The sequence below is a fragment of the Bacteroides sp. 3_2_5 genome (genome assembly GCF_000159855.2).
Taxonomy (GTDB): Bacteria; Bacteroidota; Bacteroidia; order Bacteroidales; family Bacteroidaceae; genus Bacteroides; species Bacteroides fragilis.
In genome coordinates this window covers 2422230-2445376 of record NZ_JH636044.1, presented here as the reverse complement: position 1 = coordinate 2445376, position 23147 = coordinate 2422230, and the positions used below count along the sequence as shown (strand labels likewise).

General features: G+C 36.7%; 18 protein-coding genes, 1 tRNA gene and 1 pseudogene. 12 read left to right on the top strand and 8 right to left on the bottom strand.

Annotated features, from left to right (window positions below; genetic code table 11):
- Nucleotides 1-63: 63 nt before the first annotated feature.
- Nucleotides 64-136, top strand: a tRNA-Lys gene (locus BSHG_RS08075).
- A gap of 244 nt (nt 137-380) precedes the next feature.
- Nucleotides 381-1601, top strand: a complete 1221-nt coding sequence (locus BSHG_RS08080; RefSeq protein WP_008659884.1) for a site-specific integrase — start codon at nt 381-383, stop codon at nt 1599-1601.
- A 284-nt stretch (nt 1602-1885) separates the two neighbouring features.
- Here BSHG_RS08080 and BSHG_RS08085 read toward each other — a convergent pair whose 3' ends face one another.
- Genes BSHG_RS08085 through BSHG_RS08095 form a run of 3 tightly spaced genes read right to left on the bottom strand, consistent with a single transcriptional unit; the run spans nt 1886 to nt 2827 of the window.
- Nucleotides 1886-2179, bottom strand: coding sequence for a helix-turn-helix domain-containing protein (locus BSHG_RS08085; RefSeq protein WP_008659882.1), 294 nt, complete (start codon nt 2177-2179; stop codon nt 1886-1888).
- 53 nt (nt 2180-2232) lie between these two features.
- The gene (locus tag BSHG_RS08090) at nt 2233-2526 is read right to left on the bottom strand and encodes a DUF3876 domain-containing protein (RefSeq protein ID WP_008659881.1); all 294 of its coding nucleotides are present in this window, start codon (nt 2524-2526) and stop codon (nt 2233-2235) included.
- A complete protein-coding gene (locus BSHG_RS08095; protein WP_005778549.1) occupies nt 2513-2827 on the bottom strand; it encodes a helix-turn-helix domain-containing protein in 315 nt (104 codons plus the stop codon). The genes BSHG_RS08090 and BSHG_RS08095 overlap by 14 nt, the downstream gene beginning before the upstream one ends.
- Before the next feature lie 220 nt (nt 2828-3047).
- Here BSHG_RS08095 and BSHG_RS08100 point away from each other — a divergent pair, with 220 nt between their 5' ends.
- The 9 genes and pseudogenes from BSHG_RS08100 (at nt 3048) to BSHG_RS08140 (ending at nt 8505) form a co-directional block, all read left to right on the top strand.
- Nucleotides 3048-3617, top strand: a complete 570-nt coding sequence (locus BSHG_RS08100; RefSeq protein WP_008659879.1) for a Crp/Fnr family transcriptional regulator — start codon at nt 3048-3050, stop codon at nt 3615-3617.
- Nucleotides 3618-3663: 46 nt separating this feature from the next.
- A complete protein-coding gene (locus tag BSHG_RS08105; protein ID WP_005778552.1) occupies nt 3664-4074 on the top strand; it encodes a cupin domain-containing protein in 411 nt (136 codons plus the stop codon).
- Nucleotides 4058-4288, top strand: a pseudogene (locus BSHG_RS08110) (YoaP domain-containing protein); the annotation flags it as partial. The gene BSHG_RS08105 and the pseudogene BSHG_RS08110, both read left to right, overlap by 17 nt.
- 74 nt (nt 4289-4362) lie before the next feature.
- Nucleotides 4363-4893 carry a GNAT family N-acetyltransferase gene (locus BSHG_RS08115; RefSeq protein ID WP_005778556.1) on the top strand — a complete coding sequence of 177 codons (531 nt, stop codon included), beginning with the start codon at nt 4363-4365 and terminating at the stop codon, nt 4891-4893.
- Nucleotides 4894-5123: 230 nt separating this feature from the next.
- Nucleotides 5124-5579, top strand: a complete 456-nt coding sequence (locus BSHG_RS08120) for a MarR family winged helix-turn-helix transcriptional regulator (protein ID WP_005778558.1) — start codon at nt 5124-5126, stop codon at nt 5577-5579.
- A gap of 13 nt (nt 5580-5592) precedes the next feature.
- Nucleotides 5593-6234 carry an RteC domain-containing protein gene (locus tag BSHG_RS08125; protein ID WP_008659877.1) on the top strand — a complete coding sequence of 214 codons (642 nt, stop codon included), beginning with the start codon at nt 5593-5595 and terminating at the stop codon, nt 6232-6234.
- A gap of 156 nt (nt 6235-6390) precedes the next feature.
- A complete protein-coding gene (locus BSHG_RS08130; protein ID WP_008659876.1) occupies nt 6391-6741 on the top strand; it encodes a helix-turn-helix domain-containing protein in 351 nt (116 codons plus the stop codon).
- A gap of 254 nt (nt 6742-6995) precedes the next feature.
- Complete coding sequence (locus BSHG_RS08135) at nt 6996-7580, top strand: BfmA/BtgA family mobilization protein (protein WP_008659875.1); 585 nt, start codon at nt 6996-6998, stop codon at nt 7578-7580.
- 4 nt (nt 7581-7584) lie between these two features.
- Nucleotides 7585-8505, top strand: a complete 921-nt coding sequence (locus tag BSHG_RS08140; RefSeq protein ID WP_008659874.1) for a DUF5712 family protein — start codon at nt 7585-7587, stop codon at nt 8503-8505.
- Between the two features lie 1316 nt (nt 8506-9821).
- Here BSHG_RS08140 and BSHG_RS08145 read toward each other — a convergent pair.
- Both BSHG_RS08145 and BSHG_RS08150 read right to left on the bottom strand, forming a co-directional pair.
- Nucleotides 9822-10034 carry a hypothetical protein gene (locus BSHG_RS08145; protein ID WP_008659868.1) on the bottom strand — a complete coding sequence of 71 codons (213 nt, stop codon included), beginning with the start codon at nt 10032-10034 and terminating at the stop codon, nt 9822-9824.
- Nucleotides 10035-10107: 73 nt separating this feature from the next.
- A complete protein-coding gene (locus tag BSHG_RS08150) occupies nt 10108-11265 on the bottom strand; it encodes a site-specific integrase (protein WP_008659865.1) in 1158 nt (385 codons plus the stop codon).
- Nucleotides 11266-11373: 108 nt separating this feature from the next.
- On the opposite strand from BSHG_RS08150, the gene BSHG_RS08155 reads away from it, so the two are divergent.
- A complete protein-coding gene (locus BSHG_RS08155; protein ID WP_008659863.1) occupies nt 11374-12579 on the top strand; it encodes a type IIL restriction-modification enzyme MmeI in 1206 nt (401 codons plus the stop codon).
- A gap of 7 nt (nt 12580-12586) precedes the next feature.
- Here BSHG_RS08155 and BSHG_RS08160 read toward each other — a convergent pair whose 3' ends face one another.
- The 3 genes from BSHG_RS08160 to BSHG_RS0220475 are packed head-to-tail and all read right to left on the bottom strand — an operon-like array spanning nt 12587 to nt 23132.
- The gene (locus BSHG_RS08160; protein ID WP_008659861.1) at nt 12587-16555 is read right to left on the bottom strand and encodes an Eco57I restriction-modification methylase domain-containing protein; all 3969 of its coding nucleotides are present in this window, start codon (nt 16553-16555) and stop codon (nt 12587-12589) included.
- A gap of 12 nt (nt 16556-16567) precedes the next feature.
- A complete protein-coding gene (locus BSHG_RS08165; protein WP_008659858.1) occupies nt 16568-19492 on the bottom strand; it encodes a helicase-related protein in 2925 nt (974 codons plus the stop codon).
- A gap of 1 nt (nt 19493) precedes the next feature.
- On the bottom strand, nt 19494-23132 hold the full coding sequence (locus BSHG_RS0220475; RefSeq protein WP_032497408.1) for a helicase-related protein: 3639 nt from the start codon (nt 23130-23132) through the stop codon (nt 19494-19496).
- Nucleotides 23133-23147: the final 15 nt, after the last annotated feature.

Below are 23147 nucleotides of genomic sequence, written 5' to 3'. Positions count from 1 at the left end.
AATTAATTTGCAATTATGAAAAATAGCTCTATCTTTGCACCCGCTTAACAGCAATAAAGGATTGATTCGCTAGCTCAGCAGGTAGAGCACAACACTTTTAATGTTGGGGTCCTGGGTTCGAGCCCCAGGCGGATCACTGAAAACAAAAGAAAAATCAAGCAAATCCCTGATAATCAGACATTATCAGGGATTTCTTTTTTTTCTGATAGGTAGCAGAAAATAGCCATTTCAAGTATATTATCGGTGGATAAATCGTGGGACTAAAATTTAATCGAAAAAAGTCCCACGAATTTGCATTTTTCTCACTGATTCATAGCATTTTGCATGGTTGTACTTTGGAAGAGAATACATAGTTTTGTAACTTTAAAAACGATGTAAAAATGGCTCGAAAATCATTTTCTGTATTGTTCTTCATCAAGAAAGGCAAATTATTAAAGAACGGAGAAGCACCCGTGTGCATGAGAATCACCGTAAACGGCTGTATGGTAGATATTTCTATCAAAAGAAGCTGTCCTGTAAATCTATGGAATCAGGCTAAAGAGAATTCAAAAGGCAAAGACCGTATGTCGGTGGAACTGAACCACTACTTAGAAATCACACGTTCACACGTACACCAAATTTATAGAGAATTGGAAACTTCCGGCAAAGTTATCACTGTTGATCTTGTGAGAAAGTTGTTTTATGGCGTGGACGAAGATAGCAAAACGCTGTTGCAGGTATTCAGAGAGCATAACGAACAAAGCCGTAAGCTGATCGGTAAAGACTTTGTAAGTAAGACCGTTCAACGGTATGAAACCACTACCCGATATTTGGAGGAATTCATTAAGAAAGAATATCAGCTATCGGATATTGCTCTAAACAACTTGGAAGCTAATTTTATTTCTAAGTTCGATGTTTTTTTGAAGATTGAAAAAGGTTGTGCGCAGAACTCTGCTATCACCCGATTGAAGAATTTGAAGAAGATTATCCGCATTGCTTTAGAAAACGACTGGATAAAGAAAGATCCGTTTGCTTATTACCGCTTCAAACCGGAAAAAACCGATCCTGAATTTCTGACAATGGACGAGATTAAAATCATTCTCGCTAAAGAGTTCACAATTAAACGAGTAGAACAGGTACGTGACGTTTTTGTCTTTTGCATTTTTACTGGCTTGGCGTTCAGCGATGTGAAAGATTTATCACCCGAACACTTGGTAAAAGACAACAAAGGGGAACTTTGGATAAGGAAGAACCGCCAAAAGACCAAAATCATGTGTAACATTCCTGTGTTACCTGTGGCAGCTTCCATACTTGATAAATATAAGGATGTGGCAGAGTGTACCGGAAAACTTTTACCTGTATTGTGTAATCAACGCATGAACAGTTATTTGAAGGAGATTGCCGATGTGTGCGGAATTCATAAAAATCTTAGCACACATACCGCCCGTCATAGCTATGCCACAAGCATTTGCCTTGCAAATGGCGTGAGTATGGAGAATGTTGCTAAGATGTTAGGTCATGCAGATACAAACGTAACAAAACACTATGCAAGGGTATTGGATCAGAATATTTTCAAGGATATGCAAAAAGTAAATAGCTGCCTGTCGGAATTGGCTATATAATAAAGATAGTAGCTAATATTGAAAAAGGATTGGGAAGAATGAATTTCATTTCCTCAATCCTTTTCTTTTATAGTAAGTTTTCCAGAACTCAATATGAAGCATTGACAAAGGTAAGTTCCGTATTTAGCCTGTTCAAGTCCGAGCCTTCGGTTTGAATAAAAATCTTCCTCTCCATTTCATTCCGAGCGTATTTTTATCCAAAGACTTGTACAGACTAAATACTTCACTGGAAAAGTCAATGATTCAAATTAAATTCCGAAAAACAATGTTTTGGGCTTGGCAGGTTACTCTTTCCAACTTTCAAAGTAGTGCTTTTGAAGCAGTTTATCAATATCGCTCTGGCGATAGATGATTTTACCTTTTATCTGGATAAAGGGGATTAGCCCTGTATCTCGCCACTCTTGCAGGGTTCGCAAACTGACATTCAGTTTCTTGGAAACTTCATTATTAGAAAGAAAGCGTTCCCCGTTCAGGTGGGGCTTGTAATACTTAACTATAGATTCAATACCGTTCAGCATCGAATCAAGCGAAGAAATAAACTCTTTAATTTGCAGGGTATCTTTATTTATTAGTTCCATGACTGAAAGATTGTTTTATTGAAATATTGATTTCAAGATTGCTATATGGCTGATTAGTTGCGCAGATAGTCACCAAGTGATGAAATGCTAAGTACATCTTTTGCCGGATCATAATCTACATAGAGTCGTTTGGATGCACTGGTAATAAAATACTGGCTACCATCTTGCTGTATCTCATAAGTAGCGGGTGAAGCTTGTTTAGTGGTTTCCGATACATATATAATAGAAAGAAGGTACTCTTTATCGCTCCGATAAATGATTATCGTAGGATTCAGATTAATGCTTTCCCATGTGCCTACAATGGAAAACAGATTGAAGGACGGATAATCTTCTTTAGTTCTTTTCATAAGGCGTGGTTTGTTTGGGTGATTGATTTTGTGTTTCACTGTCCGCAATAATTCTTTCAATATCGGAAGACTTATAATAAATCTTGTTGCCGATTTGAGAATAAGCCAGCCGTCCACTGCTTCGGTAATATTGCAGTGTTCGTTTGCTAAAACCTAACAACAAGCACACTTCCTGACTATCCAACCAGTTTTCTACTTTCTGGGTATGAGTGCTGCACAAACTTTCTATTCGTTTGGCAAACTCGGTGAACCGTTCGCAGACATACGAAAAGGTTCTCTTTTCAATGGTTACTACTTCCATGCTTTTAATTTTTAATGGTTTATAAAACGTGTTGATTCTATTTTCATCGGCAAATGAAAGAAGAATCAAGAGTCGTTTTCAAAACTGTCCAGAAGTGTCTGATAAAGGCATGATTAGGCATATTCTATGCTCTAAAATAGCCTAAATATGATATAATTAAAACCTCACATTTTTCCAATACAATATTATGCCTACTTTTGTAAAACTAATAAGGAATATCATGGACATAAAGAAATTGATAATAGAAGAAATTGGGTTATCAAATAGCTCTTATGAGAGATTAATAGAAGTAACTGAAAGATTTTCGTTAAAAAAGAAAGATTTTCTTTTGCAGCAGGGTAAAGTGTGCACTTTTATTGGTTTTGTTGAAAAGGGAACACTTCGCTCTTATATAGAAAAAGATGGTGAAGAATATACAAGTGATTTTTATACAGATGGCTCTTTTACAACTTCCTATAGAAGTTTTCTAACCAAAGAGCCAAGTATAGGAAGCATACAGGCATTAGAGAATTCTCTCATACTGAGTTTATCCAAATCCAACTACGAACTTTTGTTACAGGAATCTAATGAGTGGTATAAGCTAGGAAAGTATATTGCAGATACACTCTTTATCAGAAAGTGCGGTAAAGAGTCATCGCTACTAATGGATAGTGCATTGGATAGATATAAATTGCTTTTACGAACGTTCCCGCATATTGAACAACATGTATCACAATATCATATTGCATCTTATCTTGGTATTAAACCAGAATCTTTGAGCAGGCTTAAATCTCTTAACATAGGTCAATGACATAATTACCTCATTCACCCTAATTTTGCAGCAAAACAAAGAAATCATGAATAAAGTATTGATATTCGTTTTATTTTTATCACTAAATAGCTGCATTTGTATGAAAAAGAGTACAGTAACTAGAACTGATCTTCTGACAGTTCATTTACATGATAAACAGAGTTTATCAAAAGTCGAAATTAAGAAGATTGTAATACCTCAAAAGGGGAAAGCAGATTATCATCTTCACTCTTGCCCAGTTGTGGGTTATGTAGTTTCGGGAACTTTATTATTTCAAATAGAGGGACAAAGTTCGTATCTAATAAAAGCAGGTGAAGCTTTTTACGAGCCTAAAAATCAACCTATTTTACATTTTGATAATGCATCAGATTCAACCCCTCTAATATTTGTAGCTTATTACCTATTAGAAGGTGATGAAGATTTAATTACATTGCTACCACATGACGATTTATTATGATATGCAATACCCCTATGTTTATCAATACATTGAGACGATAACGCAGTATTGTGAGATGAATGACTTTTCTGTATCTTTAATTCAAGTAGATGCGTTGCAAAAAGCCAAGGAATTACCTTGTGTCTTCAATAATTTTGCTATGTTTTATAAAGGAGTTTTTGAGACAGTGAATTTGCTAAATATTGACTATCTAAAGAGGATACTCAGAAAATGAAAGTGATTTTTTTTCTGAAGTGTTGTGGAATAATAACTTTACGATATGATTTACTTTAAACAAATAATAGAAGGATGAAACAATATTTTGAAACCCAACGCCTCATCTTCCGTTCTTGGCAAGAGGAAGATATCTCGTATCTTGCCAGATTGAACAGTGATGATAAAGTCATGGAGTATTTTCTGAAAAAATTGTCTTATCAACAGACGATTGCTTTGTACAATCAAATACAAGAGGAATTTACTATATATGGATTTGGGGCATACTCTGTTGAGGAGAAAGAGACTGGCGTTTTTATTGGTTTTGTCGGATTGCACAATGTTACATTTGAAGTAGACTTTGCTCCGGCTGTTGAAATCTTATGGAGATTGTTACCCGAGTTTTGGGGCAAAGGGTATGCTACGGAAGCTGCTATTGCTTGTTTGAATTATGCAAAAGAGGAATTAAAGCTAAAAGAGATAGTCTCTTTTACCTCATTGCTTAATAAACGTTCAGAGCATGTGATGCAAAAAATAGGTATGACACGCATAAAAGAGTTCAATCATCCGTTAGTGGAGCCCGAACATCCTCTGTACAGACATATTTTGTATAAAATAGTATTGTGATTTTGCAACGTATCTTCTTTTCAGTAATTTCTTTTTTTGGGGGGCTTTGAGAATCTGTTTTGAAATGATTAGAAAAATCGCTTAAGGACAATTTGTATAAATGCTATCCCCACCATAGCTTCTGCCGTTTGGGTCAGGAACTCGCAGTCAATGGCAAGTCTCCTATAGTTTTCACGTATTGAGAAAGCTCTTTCCACAATCAGTCGATAATTTGATAAAATTAGTAGAAAATGAAAAATAATATTGAATTTAGTTATTCTACAACGAATGAAAGTCCAGGATATTTGCTTTGGACAGTTCATATGTTTTGGCAAAGAAAGATAAAAAATGAATTAGATAAGATTGGCTTAACTCACACTCAGTTTGTTCTTCTATCAGTTTTGGCAATGTTATCTAAATCAAAAAAGGTTATTACTCAAACAGATATTGCCAATCATAGTAAAACTGATAGGATGATGGTTTCTAAAGTGCTCAGAACTCTTGAGAAAAAACAATATATAAGTCGAACAGGAAGTATTCATGATACAAGAATAAGAATAATTTCATTGACAGAAAATGGTACAGAAATATCTCAAAAATCCATTAATATTGTTGAGGCAGTTGATACAAAGTTCTTTTCTATATTAAATAATGACTTGCAAATCTTTCTAAAATGTATGAATACACTATCTAATCAAGATGATTGATACATAGATTACTATGATGGAATGGGACTTAACTGAGAAACGAATATATCAATTATTAAAACATCCATATCAATTTGACAAATCCTTTGTTGAAGACATGTCTTCTGCCTATTTGGAATTTGTAGAGGAGTTGTTCGACTATCTTAATAGGGTAAATGATAACAAACTTCGTATTAGGCAACTGAATATGAATTTTGTTGATTTTGGAACTCTCAAAGCGTTGGAAGAATCATGTCCTACAGAAAACAGTAAACTAAAATTGGTTTTTATAGATAAACTACTTTCATTAATTACTATGGAGCAAGAGCTTATTTATCGTCAAATGGAATATCCTAAGTTCTTTATAAATATCGAATCTGAATGGAAATCACCATTCTATCTAAATAATGAAGTTATAAAACTGGTAGATATGATGGAACTGGTTTGTGGCATATTCTATATATCAGGGGGAATTGTTCGTATAGACCATAAAGAAATCTTCCTTAGTGATGTAGCACGTATATTCGAGAAGATGTTCAATGTGAATTTTGGGGACATCTACAAAAAGGAAATAGCCGTAATCAAACGCAAGCCGATTAAAATCACAGAATTTTTAGATAGGTTGAAAGCTGCCATTATTCAAAAAAGTAAGGATGAGGGCTATTATCAGCCGTAAGAAATACCGAAATATTATATTCTGTTTATCAGCAAGATAGCAGTTGTTTATGGGGGAGTACCAGTGGTATTCCCCCAACTTATTTGCATCCGTTTTCCGAACTTTGCTTCATCAATCGATTGAAAATATTAATGTTCAACTAAAAAATGAAGAAAAATGTATATAGACAACGAAAACTTTGATAAGTGGATGGAGAAACTATCGAAGAAACTCAACGAGATAGGGCAAAATCTACAATCCCTAATCAATACCGACACTGTATTAGATCCCAACGATAAATTGTTGGATAATCAAGACTTGGCGTTTCTATTGAAAGTATCATACCGAACACTCCAACGATATAGGGCAAGTGGTAAACTTCCCTACTTTATGATTAGCCATAAGACTTACTATCGAGCATCCGACATTCGGATATTTGTTCAAGAAAATGCAGATTGTAAGTCCTACGAACGGTTCAAAAAGGAAAATCAGCTTGATAAGCAAACCGATGCAAAACAAGGCGGATAATATTACCACCTAACGAAGTATCTCCACACCCAATTTAGCAGAAACCACCTCGCCTTATGGCTCGGCTCGTTTCGCTAAATTGAGCAAGAGGGAACTGGACAAGTCCTGTTCTTCCCTCTTGCCCTGCGGGGCAAAGCCTTCGGCTTTAGCGTGTTACAAGAACACGCTGTAATGACACCTGTAATAAGCATTTTCTTTGCAGTGCTTATTATCAGGTATTTATCTATTCATATTTCTATAAAAAAGTAATTACCATGCCAAATAGTAGTAGAAAAACGATATTCACTACCATTTCCATAGACAAGGAAACGGCAGCTTTAGTAGAGAAGATATGCAAACGCTATTCACTGAAAAAGAGTGAAGTTGTAAAACTGGCATTCGGGTATATAGACAAGGCACATATCAACCCAGCCGAAGCCCCTGAATCTGTAAAATCAGAACTGGCGAAAATAAATAAGAGACAGGATGATATTATCCGCTTCATCCGTCACTATGAGGAAGAACAACTAAATCCCATGATACGAGTTACAAATTCTATCGCTTTGCGTTTCGATGCAATCGGTAAAACTTTGGAAACTCTTATTCTCTCTCAACTGGAAGCCAGCCAAGAGAAACACACAGCCGTACTCAAAAAGTTAAGTGAACAGTTCTGTAATCATGCCGATGTAATAAACAACCAATCCAAACAGATAAATGCACTATACCAAATACACCAACGGGATAATAAGAAGTTGCTTCACTTGATACAACTCTATTCGGAACTTTCTGCTTGTGGTGTGATGGATAGTAAAAGGAAGGAGAATCTGAAAACAGAAATTACAAACCTGATAAATACATAAGCTGATGCACATAGACTTTGCTCCACCATCTAACGGTGCATATAATAATGCAGAAAGTTCCCGACAGTTAGCCAATTACATGGAACATGAAGATTTAGAACGGATGGAAAAGGGTATCTATACCGAAGGATTTTTCAACCTGACAGACGATAATATCTACAAATCAAAAGTTATTAAGGATATAGACACCAATATCGGGCAATTGCTGAAAACAGATGCAAAGTTTTTTGCTATCCACGTCAGCCCATCGGAAAGCGAACTTCGAGTAATGGGTAACACAGAACAAGAACAAGCCGAAGCAATGAAACGCTATATCCGTGAGGTGTTTATTTCTGAATATGCCAATAACTTCAATAAAGGACTATCCGAAGCAGATATAAAGTTCTATGGGAAGATTCATTTTAACCGTAGTCGTTCCGATAATAAGCTGAATATGCACTGTCATTTGATTGTAAGTCGTAAAGATCAAGTCAATAAAAAGAAACTGTCACCGCTTACCAACCATAAGAATACTAAGAAAGGCACTGTCACAGGAGGTTTTGACCGTGTGAACCTATTCAAACAAGCGGAACAGGGCTTTGATAAACTATTCAACTACAATCGTCAGCAAACAGAATCATTTGATTACTACAATACGATGAAGAACAGTTCTATCTCCGAACAACTTGAAATACAGAATCAAAACTTTACTGGCGAAAAGAAAAAAGAGAGATTTCAATCCTGTGAAAAAGAAAACAATATATCTTGCAATCTTGATAGCAAACAAGACAATAAATACTCTAACAATCAGCAAAATAATAGTGGCGGTGATTCTCTCTTATCAATCTTTTCATTAGATGATAACAACAACTACGATGTAACACTAGCAGAGGAATTACAAGTTCAAAAACGCAAAAAGAAAAAGCAGAGAGGAATAAGACGATAATTGATTACGAAGAACCGATATAGACTGTTACCTGATGGAGTGTTTTAAGTATTGCAAATCGCTTGTCTACCTGACTGTGAATAATATTATCGACACCCAAAGAAACAGCCGAGTAGATTTGCATCTGTTTATCAGAAAATTAAAAGTCAATTTCCACCTGATTGCCTGATTATTGCCCGATTTAGTTTTAGTAAAGAACAGATAGGATACGGAACTCGCTTTATCTGATTTCTGATAGAAGTAGCCTAGAAATACGATTTTAATAATATTTGCATAGAGTACGCCAATACTAAAAGTTGTGCATTTGCCAAGAAGTTAGTTTTTTACTCCATAGATGGTGAGAACTTCGCAATATCAACAGAGAATCTAATATCTTATTTTCCAATGGAATAAACTTAGTTGACTTTTTTCTCTGGCACAAAGGTATATTCCCTCAATCCGTTCTGTTAAATTTGTCATATCCTCATTAATTTTCGTTTTAGTGACCTCTGCCTAAATTTGTACTGTCTTGATATTAGTATGCCCCATCATTTGGCTACGTATCTATATCGGAACACCTTGTGTAAGGCAGATGTTCGTTGCGAAAGTATGAACGGAAAAGGTAATAATTAGCAAACAGACGTAAAGCGCAGATAATTATGTGTATTTGTCATCTATATTCTATAACCGTCTACCCTTAAAAAAGAAAAAAAGAGCGTATTCAAACAGTAGTAGTGGCAAAGAAATACGTATAAATACTATTTATATGATTATTATTTTTACCCCTATTGAAATCTTTAACATTTCAAAAAAACTTTTGCATTTTTTTCTTATTTCACTAAATTTAATTTTATTCCATATCCTGAACTTTATATTCTATTTCTTTTTTTCTTCTCAACAAAATGTGTTTATATGAATCTGCATTTTACAACAATCGGATATTCTTGTCTTGGTTCTTTGAATTCATCGCTAAGTATAATCGTTAGTAATATATCCAAGTTATCTATATTTATTTTAAGTCTTTCTTCTATTTTTCATGGACAAAACGGTCTGTCGAAATAAATGAACTATAGCTCCTGACAAAGCCTCTAAGCTTATTTACAACGAGGGATACCACTCCTACTTCTGTATAACTCTGAATCATTATAACCCCTAAATTACTATTATATGGCATCCAAATCTTAAAGTAGTAAGGCTGTACAGTAATTTCATCCTCTGTAATTGTATCTTCTTTATCTCGAGAGCTTGAGGTCTTATAAACTTCTTGCTCAATGCCAGTAAGTCCCCTATCATCATTCCGTCAATGATATTTATTTCAGGAATACAGTTTATAGACTTTATTGCAATGCCTTTTGTGTTGTTATTGACAAAACAAATTTCTCCTTAAAAGATTTTAAGAACCTATCTTTGTATATGTCAAACAATTTAGCCTTCTCCTTTTCTGTGCTTTCATAAATAGCTTGATGGAGCTTCTTGAAATTTGAGTCTTTCTTTTCTCCATCTCTTAAGACAATTGTATAAATCATTAATTTGAGTGTATGGCCAGCCATGTCTCTTTTTATTAGGATTATTAATCAATCTTGCAAATTTGTATTTTTTTAACTCATTCATCATTCTTTGAACTTATAATTTATCCCATTTCTCCATTTCCCGTTCTTTCACACTATCTACGATCTTAGCATATATCTGAGTCGTTTTAAGACTTGAGTGTCCTAATAGTTTACTTACAACTTCTATAGGTATACCAAGAATGATAGAAACTGTGGCAAAAGTATGTCTTGCGACATGACATGTCAACTTTTTAGGGATTCCGTAACGTTTACCTACTTGTTTTAGAACTCGGTTGGTCACCTTGTTGCAATAAACTCGAAAAACATAATCGGATTCTGAATTTATTTTATTCGGTAGAAGTTGTAATGCCTTTTGAGATAGCGGAATACTGACCAGACAGTTTGTTTTATGCATATTTATGTGTAGGATATTATTCTTTATTGATGATGTTTTTAACATTTTTAAGTCAGAGTAGCGCAACCCGGTATAGCAAGAAAACAAAAAATATTGAAGTACTTCTTTTTCTTGCTCGTCTATTATTTTATTTGAGATATAGGCATCGGACAATTTGCTCAACTCTTCTGCTGAAAGAAAATCCCGTTTCCCATCTACTTTCTTAATGGTAATATATTTGAATGGGTTAGTTTTAATAAGACCGTACCGCATGGCTATATTTATAAAGGTTCGTAAAGAGCGTAGGCTTTTGCTCACTGTATTTTCGTTATTATGAAGAGTGTACAGCATGTAATGTTGGTATTCATTGATGAACTTTTCTGTTAGATCTGCAAAGCTGATGTGTTTTCTGAATTTCAGCAGTTTAGTGATTTGAGATTTATAGCTCCACCACGATTCAGACCGCAAACGTGATTTATTTTCATTCAGATAATTGAGAATATAATCGGTGAAACTGTTTTCGGTTTGTCCAATAGACAGCATATAATCTTTAAATTGCCTTAAAGTCAAAGGAGTTTCTTCGTATACAAAGTTATCCAAAATGCATTTTAAGGCTTTCTTTTCGAAAGCTTCAAGAATCATATTATGCTTCTCGTTGAGCTTATTGCGCCGTTTCACACGTTGCTTGGTTTCCGACCAATCTCCTTCCACTATAGTTATCGAAGTGGCGATTTCTATTTTCTTCCCATGGAGAAAAGCTCTCATATAGACCGGATATAATCCTCTGCTATTAGCCTCTGCTTTCAGAACAAATTTATAAGATATTCTTGTATTCATATAGTATTGTGAAGTATTTATGAAGTGCAAAAATACGATATTTTCACATACGGGATCAATAACAAGCTTATTATGAGAAAATTAAAGTCATAATTACTTCTAATTCAGGTGTTGGGAAATCCATATCCTCTGAAACAGAATGCTGGGAAAAGTTTTATCGGTAGCTATGTTTTAGGAATGGGCTTTGTTTTGTCACCCGAAGAAGCTGAAGTATTGATTACCAAAGATCCACGGAATAAGGATGTGTTGTTTCCTTATTTGAATGGAGAAGATTTAAATAACGATCCGGAACAGAAACCATCCCGTTGGGTGATTAATTTCTTCGATTGGACGGAAGAAAAGGCCCGTACTTATCCGGATTGTTTTGAGATAGTAGAACGGTTGGTGAAGCCGGAGCGACAACGTTGGAAATTAGATGAGAATGGGAATGAGATTGTTGGAACTTATGCTTTAAGGAAACCATTACCTCAAAAGTGGTGGATATATGGAGAAAAACGACCAGCTCTATACGAGACCATTTCAAAGGTAGACCAGGTCATGGTAGTCCCTTTAGTGAGCAAATACACATCTTTTGATTTAGTCCCAACTAAGATCGTTTATATGCATAAATTGGCAGTAATATTATTTGAAAATTTCTCTGAATTCGGTGTTTTATCCAGTACTTTGCATAATATATGGTGTTGGAAGAATTCATCCACTTTAGGAGCTGGCACATTAAATTATTCAACGACAGATTGTTTTGAAACATTTCCATTCCCAATAACTCTTAATAATAAAGAATTAGAAACTGTAAGTAGGAAATATAATTCTCTTCGTAAGAAAATAATGTGTGATAATAGGTTAGGTATGACTAAACTTTACAATCAATTTCACAATGATCGTTTGTTGGAAATTTCTAATTTGGCCCATTTCCCATCGAATGGAAAGGAGTTTGAAAAGATATATGGAAAAGAAAATTTTTCATTTCTAAAGCATTTGTGTAAATATTCAAATAATACTTCAATAAAAGACGCTTGTAGAGATATACTCGAACTTAGAGAACTCTATTGTAAAATAGACATTTCTGTATTGAATGCTTATGGTTGGAGTGATATAAGTTTAAAACATGATTTCTATGAAGTTGACTACTTACCAGAGAATGACAGAGTTCGTTTCACCATTCATCCTAATGCAAGAAAAGAAATTCTTAGAAGGCTTTTATTGCTCAACCATGAGCAATACTCCAAAGAACAAGAATCTCTTCCTTCTAAACAAAATAGAAGGATTAAGATAAAAAATGATCAAAGTTTTATTGATTTGTTTTCTGATGTGTAATCAAAGATCAGAATAACATCTTATCTTTGCTGACATTATCTTTATTTCCTTTAGTTGATTCCTTTTGAGTACTATAAGGATTTGATATCTCCATCTTGTGCAATTGATGATTAAGTTTTAACAAACGATTTAGTATTTCCTCTCGAACGGCTGGGTGAACTGTAAAGCGGATCCTGTCGCTTTCTGGTAAATAACTAACTTCATAGAAGTTGTGTTCAAGCTTTATATCATTCCACCCATATATGCCTAAAATATAATTATCCATCTGGATGTGTAGAGTTCGTAACTTGTGGATACGCTCGACAATATTATTATAAGAAAAATTACACGATCTATTTGTTAAATGCTTTTTCAACCAGATAGATTCTTTTCCATATTTTTTTTCGAAAATCTTATCTTGGAGGTTCTCATCTTCTATAGATATGATGGTTAATTGGCTATTATGGAATTGATTATACAGTTTCGTCAGCCCAATTTTAACATCACTCATAAGTTTTTCGCGAAAATAAAAATATTCTCGTCCAGCTTCTTCAATAATATTAATCTCTTCATGCGATGTAGATTGAGGAAAGGGAAACGTTTCAAAACACACAGAAGGAGTATACCTTAAATCACTTTTCATAGATGATCCATTGAACCAAGCCCAAATATTATGTAAAGTTGATTGCAAATAAGAAAAATATAAAAATTGATCATAAGCAAAAACACCCAGAGAATGTGAATAAATCCATGTCGATGCTAATAATCCAATGGCAACAGTTTTACTTGTCAATGCAATAGCCATGACCTGGTCTACCTTTGAAATGGTCTCGTATAGAGCTGGTCGTTTTTCTCCATATATCCACCACTTTTGAGGTAATGGTTTCCTTAAAGCATAAGTTCCAACAATCTCATTCCCATTCTCATCTAATTTCCAACGTTGTCGCTCCGGCTTCACCAACCGTTCTACTATCTCAAAACAATCCGGATAAGTACGGGCCTTTTCTTCCGTCCAATCGAAGAAATTAATCACCCAACGGGATGGTTTCTGTTCCGGATCGTTATTTAAATCTTCTCCATTCAAATAAGGAAACAACACATCCTTATTCCGTGGATCTTTGGTAATCAATACTTCAGCTTCTTCGGGTGACAAAACAAAGCCCATTCCTAAAACATAGCTACCGATAAAACTTTTCCCAGCATTCTGTTTCAGAGGATATGGATTTCCCAACACCTCGGAATCATCCAAATAAGGAGTGATTCTTTCGACCTTCTTTTTATCTAAAACTATATCTTTACTCCACTCTCCTTTATGGATGGTAACAAGCGAAATCTCGACAGCCGCATCACCCGGCCAGCGCATAGAACGAACCGCATGGTTAATGACACCTTCTTTCGAACAAATGACATCTAATCCTCCTTCACGAGCGGAACCTTGAGATATAGTATTAGTAGATACTAATGATTGAAAACCATTTGGCCGTAGAATATTGAAAATCCGTCTGAAAAAATAAGTAACAAGATCAACTGCCCCGGCAGGCTTATAAGCATATTTTACAAACTTCAAAAAACTATTTCCAAAAGCTCCACTTAGCTTTTGTCCGCCAAGGAATGGCGGGTTCCCTATAATGCAATCAAATCCACCTTGTGTGAAGACTTCTGGGAACTCTAAAAACCAATGAAAGAATTGATATTTAGTAAATACCTCAATTATTCCACTCGCTAATTGCATTGGAATCTGACCTCCCCGGAGATATTCAAAATAATCTTTGTTTGTGACTAACTTATTTTTATTCTCATCCGTTTTGGGTACAAAGAATTGAGCAACCTGCATGTCTGCCAAAGTTCTCAATCTTTGCATAGCTGATTTATTCATCAACATCCGGTATTGCCTTTCTTTTTCTGCAACTTGTTCTGGCGTATTTTCCTGCATTTGATTCAGTGAATCAAACTGTTTAATAAGTTCTTCAAGAGAGTCACCAACTTTGTTCTCAAACAATCCTATTTGTTGAATCAAGCCGGCTCCTTTTTTATTCTCCGTTCGATAAAGCTTTGCAATCTCTTTATCGTCCTCCGGAAGCACTTTGAAAGCCTCATCCGGAATACCATTCATCAACTCGTCTTTATGACCTAACCCGACTATCGAATCTCCGCACTTGATGTGATGATCGAGGAAATTGAGCGGTTCGCCCGGATTGTGGGCTTCCAACCATAAAGCGACTTTACAAAGCTCGACGGCCAACGGATTCTTATCAACACCATAAATGCAATTCTTAATAACTATCCGCATGGCTTGCCTCATTGCCACCGGATTAGGCTGCTCTTCTCCTGTATATAAACGAGCCACTTCCAAAGCGATTCTCCGGGCAGCAGAAAGCAACAAATGCCCACTGCCACATGCTACGTCACAAACTTTAATTCCAAGCAATGCTCTTATGGCTGTTTCACGCTCCTGACCAATGATACGATGCAGGGGGATTGTTTTATCTATTTTCGATTGCAGTAACCTCTCTTCGAGAATATACTCTAAAGAATACTGAATAAGTGGTTTACATAATTCTTCTGGAGTATAATGCGAACCGGAATCGCTTCTGAATTTTCCCTCTTTGAGCTGAAAGTGAGGTGTTTCGTTCTTTAGATTGAAAGCAGGGCTATACTCTAATAATCCCTCATATACAGAGCCGAACTCTTCCACATCCAGATCCGAATAATTCACTCGTACGGTTTGTCCGGTCTGATTATTGACAAAAAAACATAAGCCAGCAATCGTATCTATCAATGTACAGTTGTCCAAACGGAGTGTCATCAATGTACGTAAAGCATCTGTTGCAAAAATGCCGGATGAAAGGGCTTGTATACCAAGTTTTTCCCCGTAATATTTGTTTTCGAACAACATGAATGTAGATTTCATTCCCTCCCACAGGTCGTCTTTACTATTATCGGCATATAGCAGTTTTCCGGCCAGTTTCCGGAGTCGCTCAATACTGTAATACCGGTAATAAATTTGCTTCTTCCGTAGGACTTCCTCATCTCTCGTTTCCGGATATACAAGGTCCCGTTCTTCAGTTACAATCAGAAAAAGAAAGCGGTATATCAATCGCAATAATTCGGCGTAAAACGTATCTGCAGCAATTCTTCCAGATGCTATTTGTTCTCTCAGTTCCAAATTATGCGGATTTTGTATAAATCCGTTGGCTAAACCTGTTTGTTTCTTGAAGTTTTGATTTTTAGCAGAAACGATTCCGTTTGGATACCCTACCAGAGCGTTAATAACAGCACTGCTCAGGCTACTTCGAAGCCGGGAACCGGATTCCAACGATTGCAAGTGGTACGTTTCAAAAATACATCCGTCAGGAAAATCATTTTTTTGTTTAAATCGCGAGGAGTGTAATGTGCGATACAGAATAGCGAAATCGGAGAACAGATCTTCTTCCATCATTTTTTCGAGGTTGAACTCGTAATAGCTGATTCGCACAATCCGGGATGAATCGCGAAGCAATCGCAGGAATATTCCATTACTAACCAACGCATAAGTATGCTCCACTTTATTCAGGTATTCCTGTACAAGTGCATGTGGGGACGATTTTCCGTTGACAGTGGCTTTGTCAAGGCTTTGTTTGAAGGAAACCAGATGTATAGGAAACCCGTCTAGTTCGTCATCCCTGTGGCTGATATCAAATCTTTTACCACTCTCAGCATGTTGGTAGACAAGTGCTTTGGTGGCAGTGAAGTTTAATTCGGCAAGGAAAGGCTCCATCCAAGATTTCCGGGTTTCGGTAGTACCGCTATCTTCATCTTTAACCCGTTCTTTTTTAGACTTAAATATGTTCCACAGTGCTTTGGCGTTAATCCATGCATTACCTATTTCCTCACGGAGGGAGTGATCTGTATCGAAATACGAAGGTCGTTGATAATATCCTTGTTCTTCCGAACGAATCTTCTCAATGATTTCACTCGAGATAATATTTCCTTGTATATTGACGGATGTATTGTTCATATTCTTTCAATCTTAAAATAATGGAGTTGCTACAGGTTTGAAAATATATACTCCCAGAATATCGGGTGGCAAAACGGGAATAACAGTTTCATAGCTTTTTCCGCCTACTAGTGAACGAAAACGCCCATGTGCTTCGACCAAGTGATCGGCCCGTTGTTGCGCCACTTCTTTAAAAGCCTCAGCTTTGGAAGAAAACCGTTGTTGCTCATAGTCAAATTCGTTCTCCTGTGATTCCTGCGACATATTTTCTTCTGATTCTACTTCAAAAAGTAGTTGTTTACTTTCATCTTCGGACAATATACGACTATCAGCATGACTTCCTTCGTATCCCCATAAGAATACTTCTTCTGCAATGACTTCTCGTTTACTGCCGATTTCACGAATTACGTTCCGCACGCGGAATTGAATAAGTGTTGTACGAGTTTTTACTTTCTGTGTGAGCACGACAGCGCTTCTGGCTACCCGTGGATAGGCTGAGTTCTTATTCATATCAATTGCTAATGATAGCATAAACTGGCACAGCTGCTCCACAAATTTATGATTTCGCCCGACATATACGAGCCCGGCAGGGGTAGGCGATTCGAAGCAGATGGTAATATTCTTACCATTTTTTGGCAGCATTGACTGCAAATGTGTCGGAAGATTGGTCAAATCGATTCTATATCCCTGTTTGTAGGATTGAATCCCATCTTCCCTGTTTGTTTTCCGGGCATAGATCGGAGTACAAGTCCCTCTCAAAGCAATAATAGAGGATGTTACAAAAGATTCTACGGAAGAAATATCTCCAATGGCATCGTCTACTTCTTTCAACTCGTTTTCAATTTCTTCCGCACTGACAGCTTCATGGGCAAAAATACTACGTATGTTTTCTGCTTTCCGCCGCATTTGTTCAATCACATTGGTGATGTGGTCGTCAGCAAAAAGACTCAGTTGCTTATTGCTGGCTTCTTCTTCCCCTGTAATCAGTTTTTTTATCAATCCTTCCATGACCGAACTGTCATCATCGCCGATGGATATGTTTACCCCGATACTATTCCGGATTTCATATATCTTTTTGATGAGTACATCCCAAACGATTTTATCTACATCGTTATTCTCTCCTAAGAGAATAAATGTTTTTATCCTAGGGCTTTCCTGACCAAAACGGTCGACACGCCCATCGCGTTGCTCAATACGGTTCGGGTTCCAGGGAAGATCATAATGCAAGACGGCATTGAATAACTCCTGCAGGTTGATACCTTCACTTAAACAGTCGGTGGCAACCAGTATCCGGGGTTTATCCGGATGGATAGAGTCTATCAGGTCACGACGTTGTTCGTCGGCCAGTTCGGACGTAGCCACCACTACCTGCACTTTATTTCCAAAATAGTCTTTCAGTTTCTCTCCAATATATTTGGCTGTTTGAATGTATTTGCAGAATACAATGGGGTGATATACAACCTTTTGTTTTACTCCATCGACTATTTCTTGTACCCCTTTTGTCCAGTCGGATAATACAGAAATTGCTTTGGATAATTTATTGTCAGAAGGGTAATTGCACAGTTCCTCTGCTCGTTGAGTCAATATTTCCAGAAAATCGTCGTTTTTTTCCTGTACCTCATATTCGTTAATCGCATTTGTTGTCAGAGAGTCATCCCGATTCAACTCTTTATCAAAAAGTGTACTTCTGAAATAGAAATCTTCCTCATCTTCCTGGATCTCTTCAGAAAGCTTGTTTTTCCGGTTCTTCAACATACTTAGTCCGGCTGCCGGACTTGACATGGCACCTCGTAGCAAAGCCAAGGCTGCCCAATACTTAATTGGAGAAGTATTTTTAATTTTCTTCCCGGTTTGTGTGCTCAACCCACGAGCAAAATCAAGGATTCCGTTGTAAAGGCTCAAATATTCTTCTGATAATGAATAACGAATTTCCTTTGAATCTCTTTCGGGAAAGGGATTCTGTTCTTCCGAATGTTTACGCCAGCGTTTCAGGTTTTCACGCTTTCGTTGAACGAAATGTCGGGCTAACTTTTTTCGCTTATTTTCATCCATCCCGGAGATGTTATATTCGGCGAATTCGGGGTTCAAAAGACCAATAAGCGATTGAAATTCTTCATCTTTTCCACTATGAGGTGTTGCGGTTAACAACACGATGTGTCTGTCGGGTCGGGAACTTACCTCTTTCAATAAATCATATCGCAGTTGGTCGCCTTTGCCCGCAGGGCGAGCACAGGTGTGAACCTCATCAACAATTACCAATTCAGGACAATCATTCATAAACATCTCTCTTCGCCCCAGTTTATCTTTCAACTTGATATAATCGATGGATATTACTTGATAGGGGTAATGCTTGAATACTGAAATATCACCTTGCAATTTTCGTTCCAAGGAAGCAATGGTGCTTGAACGGATTATTTCGGCATCGATATCCAATTTATCCTTCAATTCTTTTTGCCATTGTTCGCACAAGTGTGGCAAACAAATAATGGTAAAACGTTCTATTTCACCCCGCTCAATCAGTTCTTTCAGTATCATAAGGGCTTCGATGGTTTTCCCGACTCCTACATCGTCGGCGATAAGTAATCGTACAACCTTTTGTTTCAAGGCCATGACTAACGGAACTACCTGGTAGGAACGTGGACGAAAACTTAATTTGCCCATACAACGGAAAGGACCACAAGCATTTCTGAAAGATAATTTGGCGGCATTGTATAAAATTTTAGCCGATTGAAAATCTGCCAAATCTTTTTTCTCCGGATATTGGAACTCTGCCTTATACATGCTGTCGGAGGGCAATTGTAGCGGACGATATACTGCCGTCGCCTCTGCGTCTGAGCCCCCGATGGGTTTCAGCTGCACGATGTCTTTATCATTGGAAGGGAGTACTACCCACTGCCGATGTCGGAAGTAAACGAGCATTCCCGGTTTGATATCCTGATTGGTGATTGATTCTGTCATTTTACCTCACAACTTTGAATATATGTTTATTTCGCTTTACAAATTCCTCGATAGGCTCCGTATAATGCCATTCGACGACTTCGTATCCGGCGTCTCTACAGTTCTGACGCTTCATTTGATCCTCCTTTTTAATCTCGTATTGGTCGTGTACTGAACCGTCGCAAAATATCAAGGCAAATTGGTTGTCAGATATTTTATAAACGAAATCGGCATTTACATATAAGTTTTGAATGTTCATTTGAGCCTTATCAGGTAATTTAAGACCGTTCCGGTATAAATATTCAATTAGCGGTTTCTCAGTAGACGAATTGAGGTCGTAAGTTCGAAGCAGATAATTGTACTGTTCTTCTAATGTGCGACCACCTTGTTGATTGTCTATATTGCATCGCATCAATTTCTCTAACGCTTCTTTGACGCTGAAACGATCTAATTTTTCGTGATATTGCTGATTATAATAAGATAATAAATCGTCGTAAGAAGCTTTTGGAGTATCAGGACGTGTATCGATTAATGTTTCCGGATCGAATCCTAACAGATTATAAGCTTCTTTGAAAATAGCCTGAAGTTGAGCAGCATTATTCAGTAGATCTTTAAGTATTCCCAGACTACCTTCAGAGGATTCGTACAGAAGAATATTCTTGCTTTCATTTTTCCCCATTATCCAAACACCGATTTCGCTCTCTTCAACTTGGCAGACCTTTTCAATGGCCCGTTTTAAAGCATAAGCTAAGGTGCATACTCCTTCCTCTTTCAAATGCAACTCTTTAACAGGTTGGATATACAAAATATCTGAAGTAGTAGTGGTGTATATTCTTACCCCTGCAATAGGTTCATCAGGATTGGATTGTTCCGCCTCAATTCTGGATTTCCAGCGTCCAGAAATTGTTCCGATAGGAAATGAATCATCTTTTGTAATTTTCCACTTATTGTTGATTTGTAGTAACGTAGCCGACTGGTCATAAATAACCTGCAACAAATCATGTTCTGCCGCTTTAATTATTGCTTTTTGCGTATTGTCGATTCCTTTGGAAAAAGAAAAATAATGGTCGATATCATATCCCTGCGATGTACGGTATTCTTCATTGCAGGATATACGTTCTTCTATTCTAGCTTCGGATTCGTTTAATTCTACAACATTGGAAAACTTCTCAAAAGAATCAAAGTCTTTAAGCTCTTTTCTTGTAATAGGATCATTGCTTGCATTCTCTGCCTCTTTCCCTACAAACACATAACCAGTTTCTTTCGATATTTTTATGGTATGCATCTGTTCCCCATTTTGGTTGAGCTGCATTTTAACGACTTTATATTTACTCCCGTCATGATAAATAAGGTTGTTGGGACCAAATTCTTTAAGGGCGATAAAACGTGGGCGAGAGACATATTCTCCCTGCTCGGCAGATTTATTTCCGACAAAAGTACGTACAGGGAGACGTGTGAAATTATACCCCGGAAGAAAACCTTCTGATGCAAGATAACGAAACACATAAAATTCTGATTCATTTCCGGATGAAGAATTGCTTTTGTTAAGCAATAAATCTCTCTGTCTTAGCGCTATGGCTTGCATCCTCTTCGCATCACCAATTTTAGGGCTATTGGGGGTTGATATAACCGAGTGAGCCTCTTCCAGTGTTTTTTTGGTATTTGTATATAATATCCTCCACCGTTTGAATGCATTGTCAAACCTTTTATAAAAAAATTGTACTTGATCAATCAGCCAGTTCTTGTCACTATACCAACTTGTATCATCTATTTTATTGATATTTCGAAGTATGTTATCAAATTGTTTGGCCCATTGCAGGAATTGGTGTTTTTGTATTTCTTCTATTTTTAATCTGATATGCTCATAAACCGGCAGTTCCGGTTTATTGATATCGATGATTTCACTTATGGAAACTTTGATATCAATCCCCAGTTCCATCATGATAAAAGCATCTAGATGGCTCCTTATCAATTCCATGTTGGTGATATCCATCCTTGGCGGAATAACTGATCCATGAACCATTTTTGTCGGGTCCTTAAAGTAATTACGATCGTGAGGTGATTTTTGAGAACAGAAAGTAAATACCAATGCTGACTGTCCGCTTCGCCCAGCACGTCCGCTTCTTTGCGAATAATTGTCGGGACGTGGCGGGACATTCCGCATGTGAACAATATTCAATTGACTGATATCGATTCCCAATTCCATAGTAGGACTACAAAACAGGGCTGAGAGCTTGCCTTCACGAAAATCATCTTCCCGTTCGATACGTTTTGCATTTCCCAACTGTCCGGTATGTTCTTTTCCTTGTCTTTCGTAGGTTTTGAAGTCTTGCTTGTAAAAGTCCTGAAAATAAAGATTAGGGGTACTCTCGATATTTTTATATTTCATAAAGCGGACTTCATCTCTGAGCGTATGCACCTCATCTCCAGGTTTCCAAAGGATGTGGTCAACACGGATGCGGTAGCCATGCATCGTTCCCTCACTTGTTTTTACAGGTATTTGATTCAAATAATGCCCTTCTACCAGAATTTGGCAAATTGTATCTATTTCTTTTGATAAATCATCTTGCTTTAGAATTTGTCCGGTTCTATCCTTGACAAGCCTTTTTATATATTTCCCTAAATAACTCGCAGGGCCGATAGAAGCTGTATATTCTCTTGTTTTTGCCTTACCTTTTGAATAGGGAAGCAACACATAGGGGACATCTATTTTTTCTTCAAAATCCAAAGACCATGGTTTTTTTTCATCTAATAGGTTCTTTAGCTCAGTCTCAATTTCTTCTCTTTTTTGTACTAAGTAAATGTGGTCAAAGGCAAATGAGGTACGGAAGTAGTTCAGGATTTGTGTGAACGTATATTCCCGCTCCTCAGAAGACATATTTTTTAGCCAACTCAGGTGGGAAAAGAAACTATCTATTTTACAAAAATCATTCAGCTTTTTGTATCCTATTTGCACTAAAGCTGTTTGCTCCAGATTAGGAGTAGTATATCTCCACCCTAATTTCAAATCATATAAAATTCTTATGATAATGTATTTTTGAATAGCATTTATGTTCCCTTCATCAGGCCAATTCGGGTTTTTGGAAAGGTACTTTGCATATTCATCTTCGCGTAAATTGAGTTCTTTGAAAACTTCGATGCCAATTCGATTACTATCCAGCCCATCAAGGTTATTTCTAACGGATTTATAAATTGCAGAACGCAAACGGGCTATGGTAAAGAAATCATTGAAATGACCTGCTTGCAATGATGCATCTTGTCGATTATCTGTAAAACTCAAAAACTTTTGGTTCCTGAGTGGAATATTATTCTCAGATAAAGATTTTAATATGTTTGCTCCTAATATGGTTGTGGCAGAACTACGTCCTTCATTCCCTAATCGCGACAATTTAGTATTTTCATTCGTCTTTAAATCGAAAATAATACCTGACGTCGGGTCGAATAATAGATATGCAGGTATATACCAGGCTTTTAATGGCAATTTATTGTCATTCTTCCAGGAATAATTGCCATTTTTGTCAAAATGCAATAATTGAGGCAAGCGATACTCATAAAAGTTTTTTATTCTTCTACCATATTTCAATGTTTCTGTAAACCAGCTATCTGGGAGATAATCTTTGTCGTCTTCATTCCATACTTCATCTTCATCATCATCTTGCAAAATTAAATATCCATA

Coding starts and splice junctions, on each gene's coding strand:
- BSHG_RS08080 (WP_008659884.1), top strand. CDS start 381: ATGGCTCGAAAATCATTTTCTGTATTGTTCTTCATCAAGAAAGGCAAA.
- BSHG_RS08085 (WP_008659882.1), bottom strand. CDS start 2,179: ATGGAACTAATAAATAAAGATACCCTGCAAATTAAAGAGTTTATTTCT.
- BSHG_RS08090 (WP_008659881.1), bottom strand. CDS start 2,526: ATGAAAAGAACTAAAGAAGATTATCCGTCCTTCAATCTGTTTTCCATT.
- BSHG_RS08095 (WP_005778549.1), bottom strand. CDS start 2,827: ATGGAAGTAGTAACCATTGAAAAGAGAACCTTTTCGTATGTCTGCGAA.
- BSHG_RS08100 (WP_008659879.1), top strand. CDS start 3,048: ATGGACATAAAGAAATTGATAATAGAAGAAATTGGGTTATCAAATAGC.
- BSHG_RS08105 (WP_005778552.1), top strand. CDS start 3,664: ATGAATAAAGTATTGATATTCGTTTTATTTTTATCACTAAATAGCTGC.
- BSHG_RS08115 (WP_005778556.1), top strand. CDS start 4,363: ATGAAACAATATTTTGAAACCCAACGCCTCATCTTCCGTTCTTGGCAA.
- BSHG_RS08120 (WP_005778558.1), top strand. CDS start 5,124: ATGAAAAATAATATTGAATTTAGTTATTCTACAACGAATGAAAGTCCA.
- BSHG_RS08125 (WP_008659877.1), top strand. CDS start 5,593: ATGATGGAATGGGACTTAACTGAGAAACGAATATATCAATTATTAAAA.
- BSHG_RS08130 (WP_008659876.1), top strand. CDS start 6,391: ATGTATATAGACAACGAAAACTTTGATAAGTGGATGGAGAAACTATCG.
- BSHG_RS08135 (WP_008659875.1), top strand. CDS start 6,996: ATGCCAAATAGTAGTAGAAAAACGATATTCACTACCATTTCCATAGAC.
- BSHG_RS08140 (WP_008659874.1), top strand. CDS start 7,585: ATGCACATAGACTTTGCTCCACCATCTAACGGTGCATATAATAATGCA.
- BSHG_RS08145 (WP_008659868.1), bottom strand. CDS start 10,034: ATGGCTGGCCATACACTCAAATTAATGATTTATACAATTGTCTTAAGA.
- BSHG_RS08150 (WP_008659865.1), bottom strand. CDS start 11,265: ATGAATACAAGAATATCTTATAAATTTGTTCTGAAAGCAGAGGCTAAT.
- BSHG_RS08160 (WP_008659861.1), bottom strand. CDS start 16,555: ATGAACAATACATCCGTCAATATACAAGGAAATATTATCTCGAGTGAA.
- BSHG_RS08165 (WP_008659858.1), bottom strand. CDS start 19,492: ATGACAGAATCAATCACCAATCAGGATATCAAACCGGGAATGCTCGTT.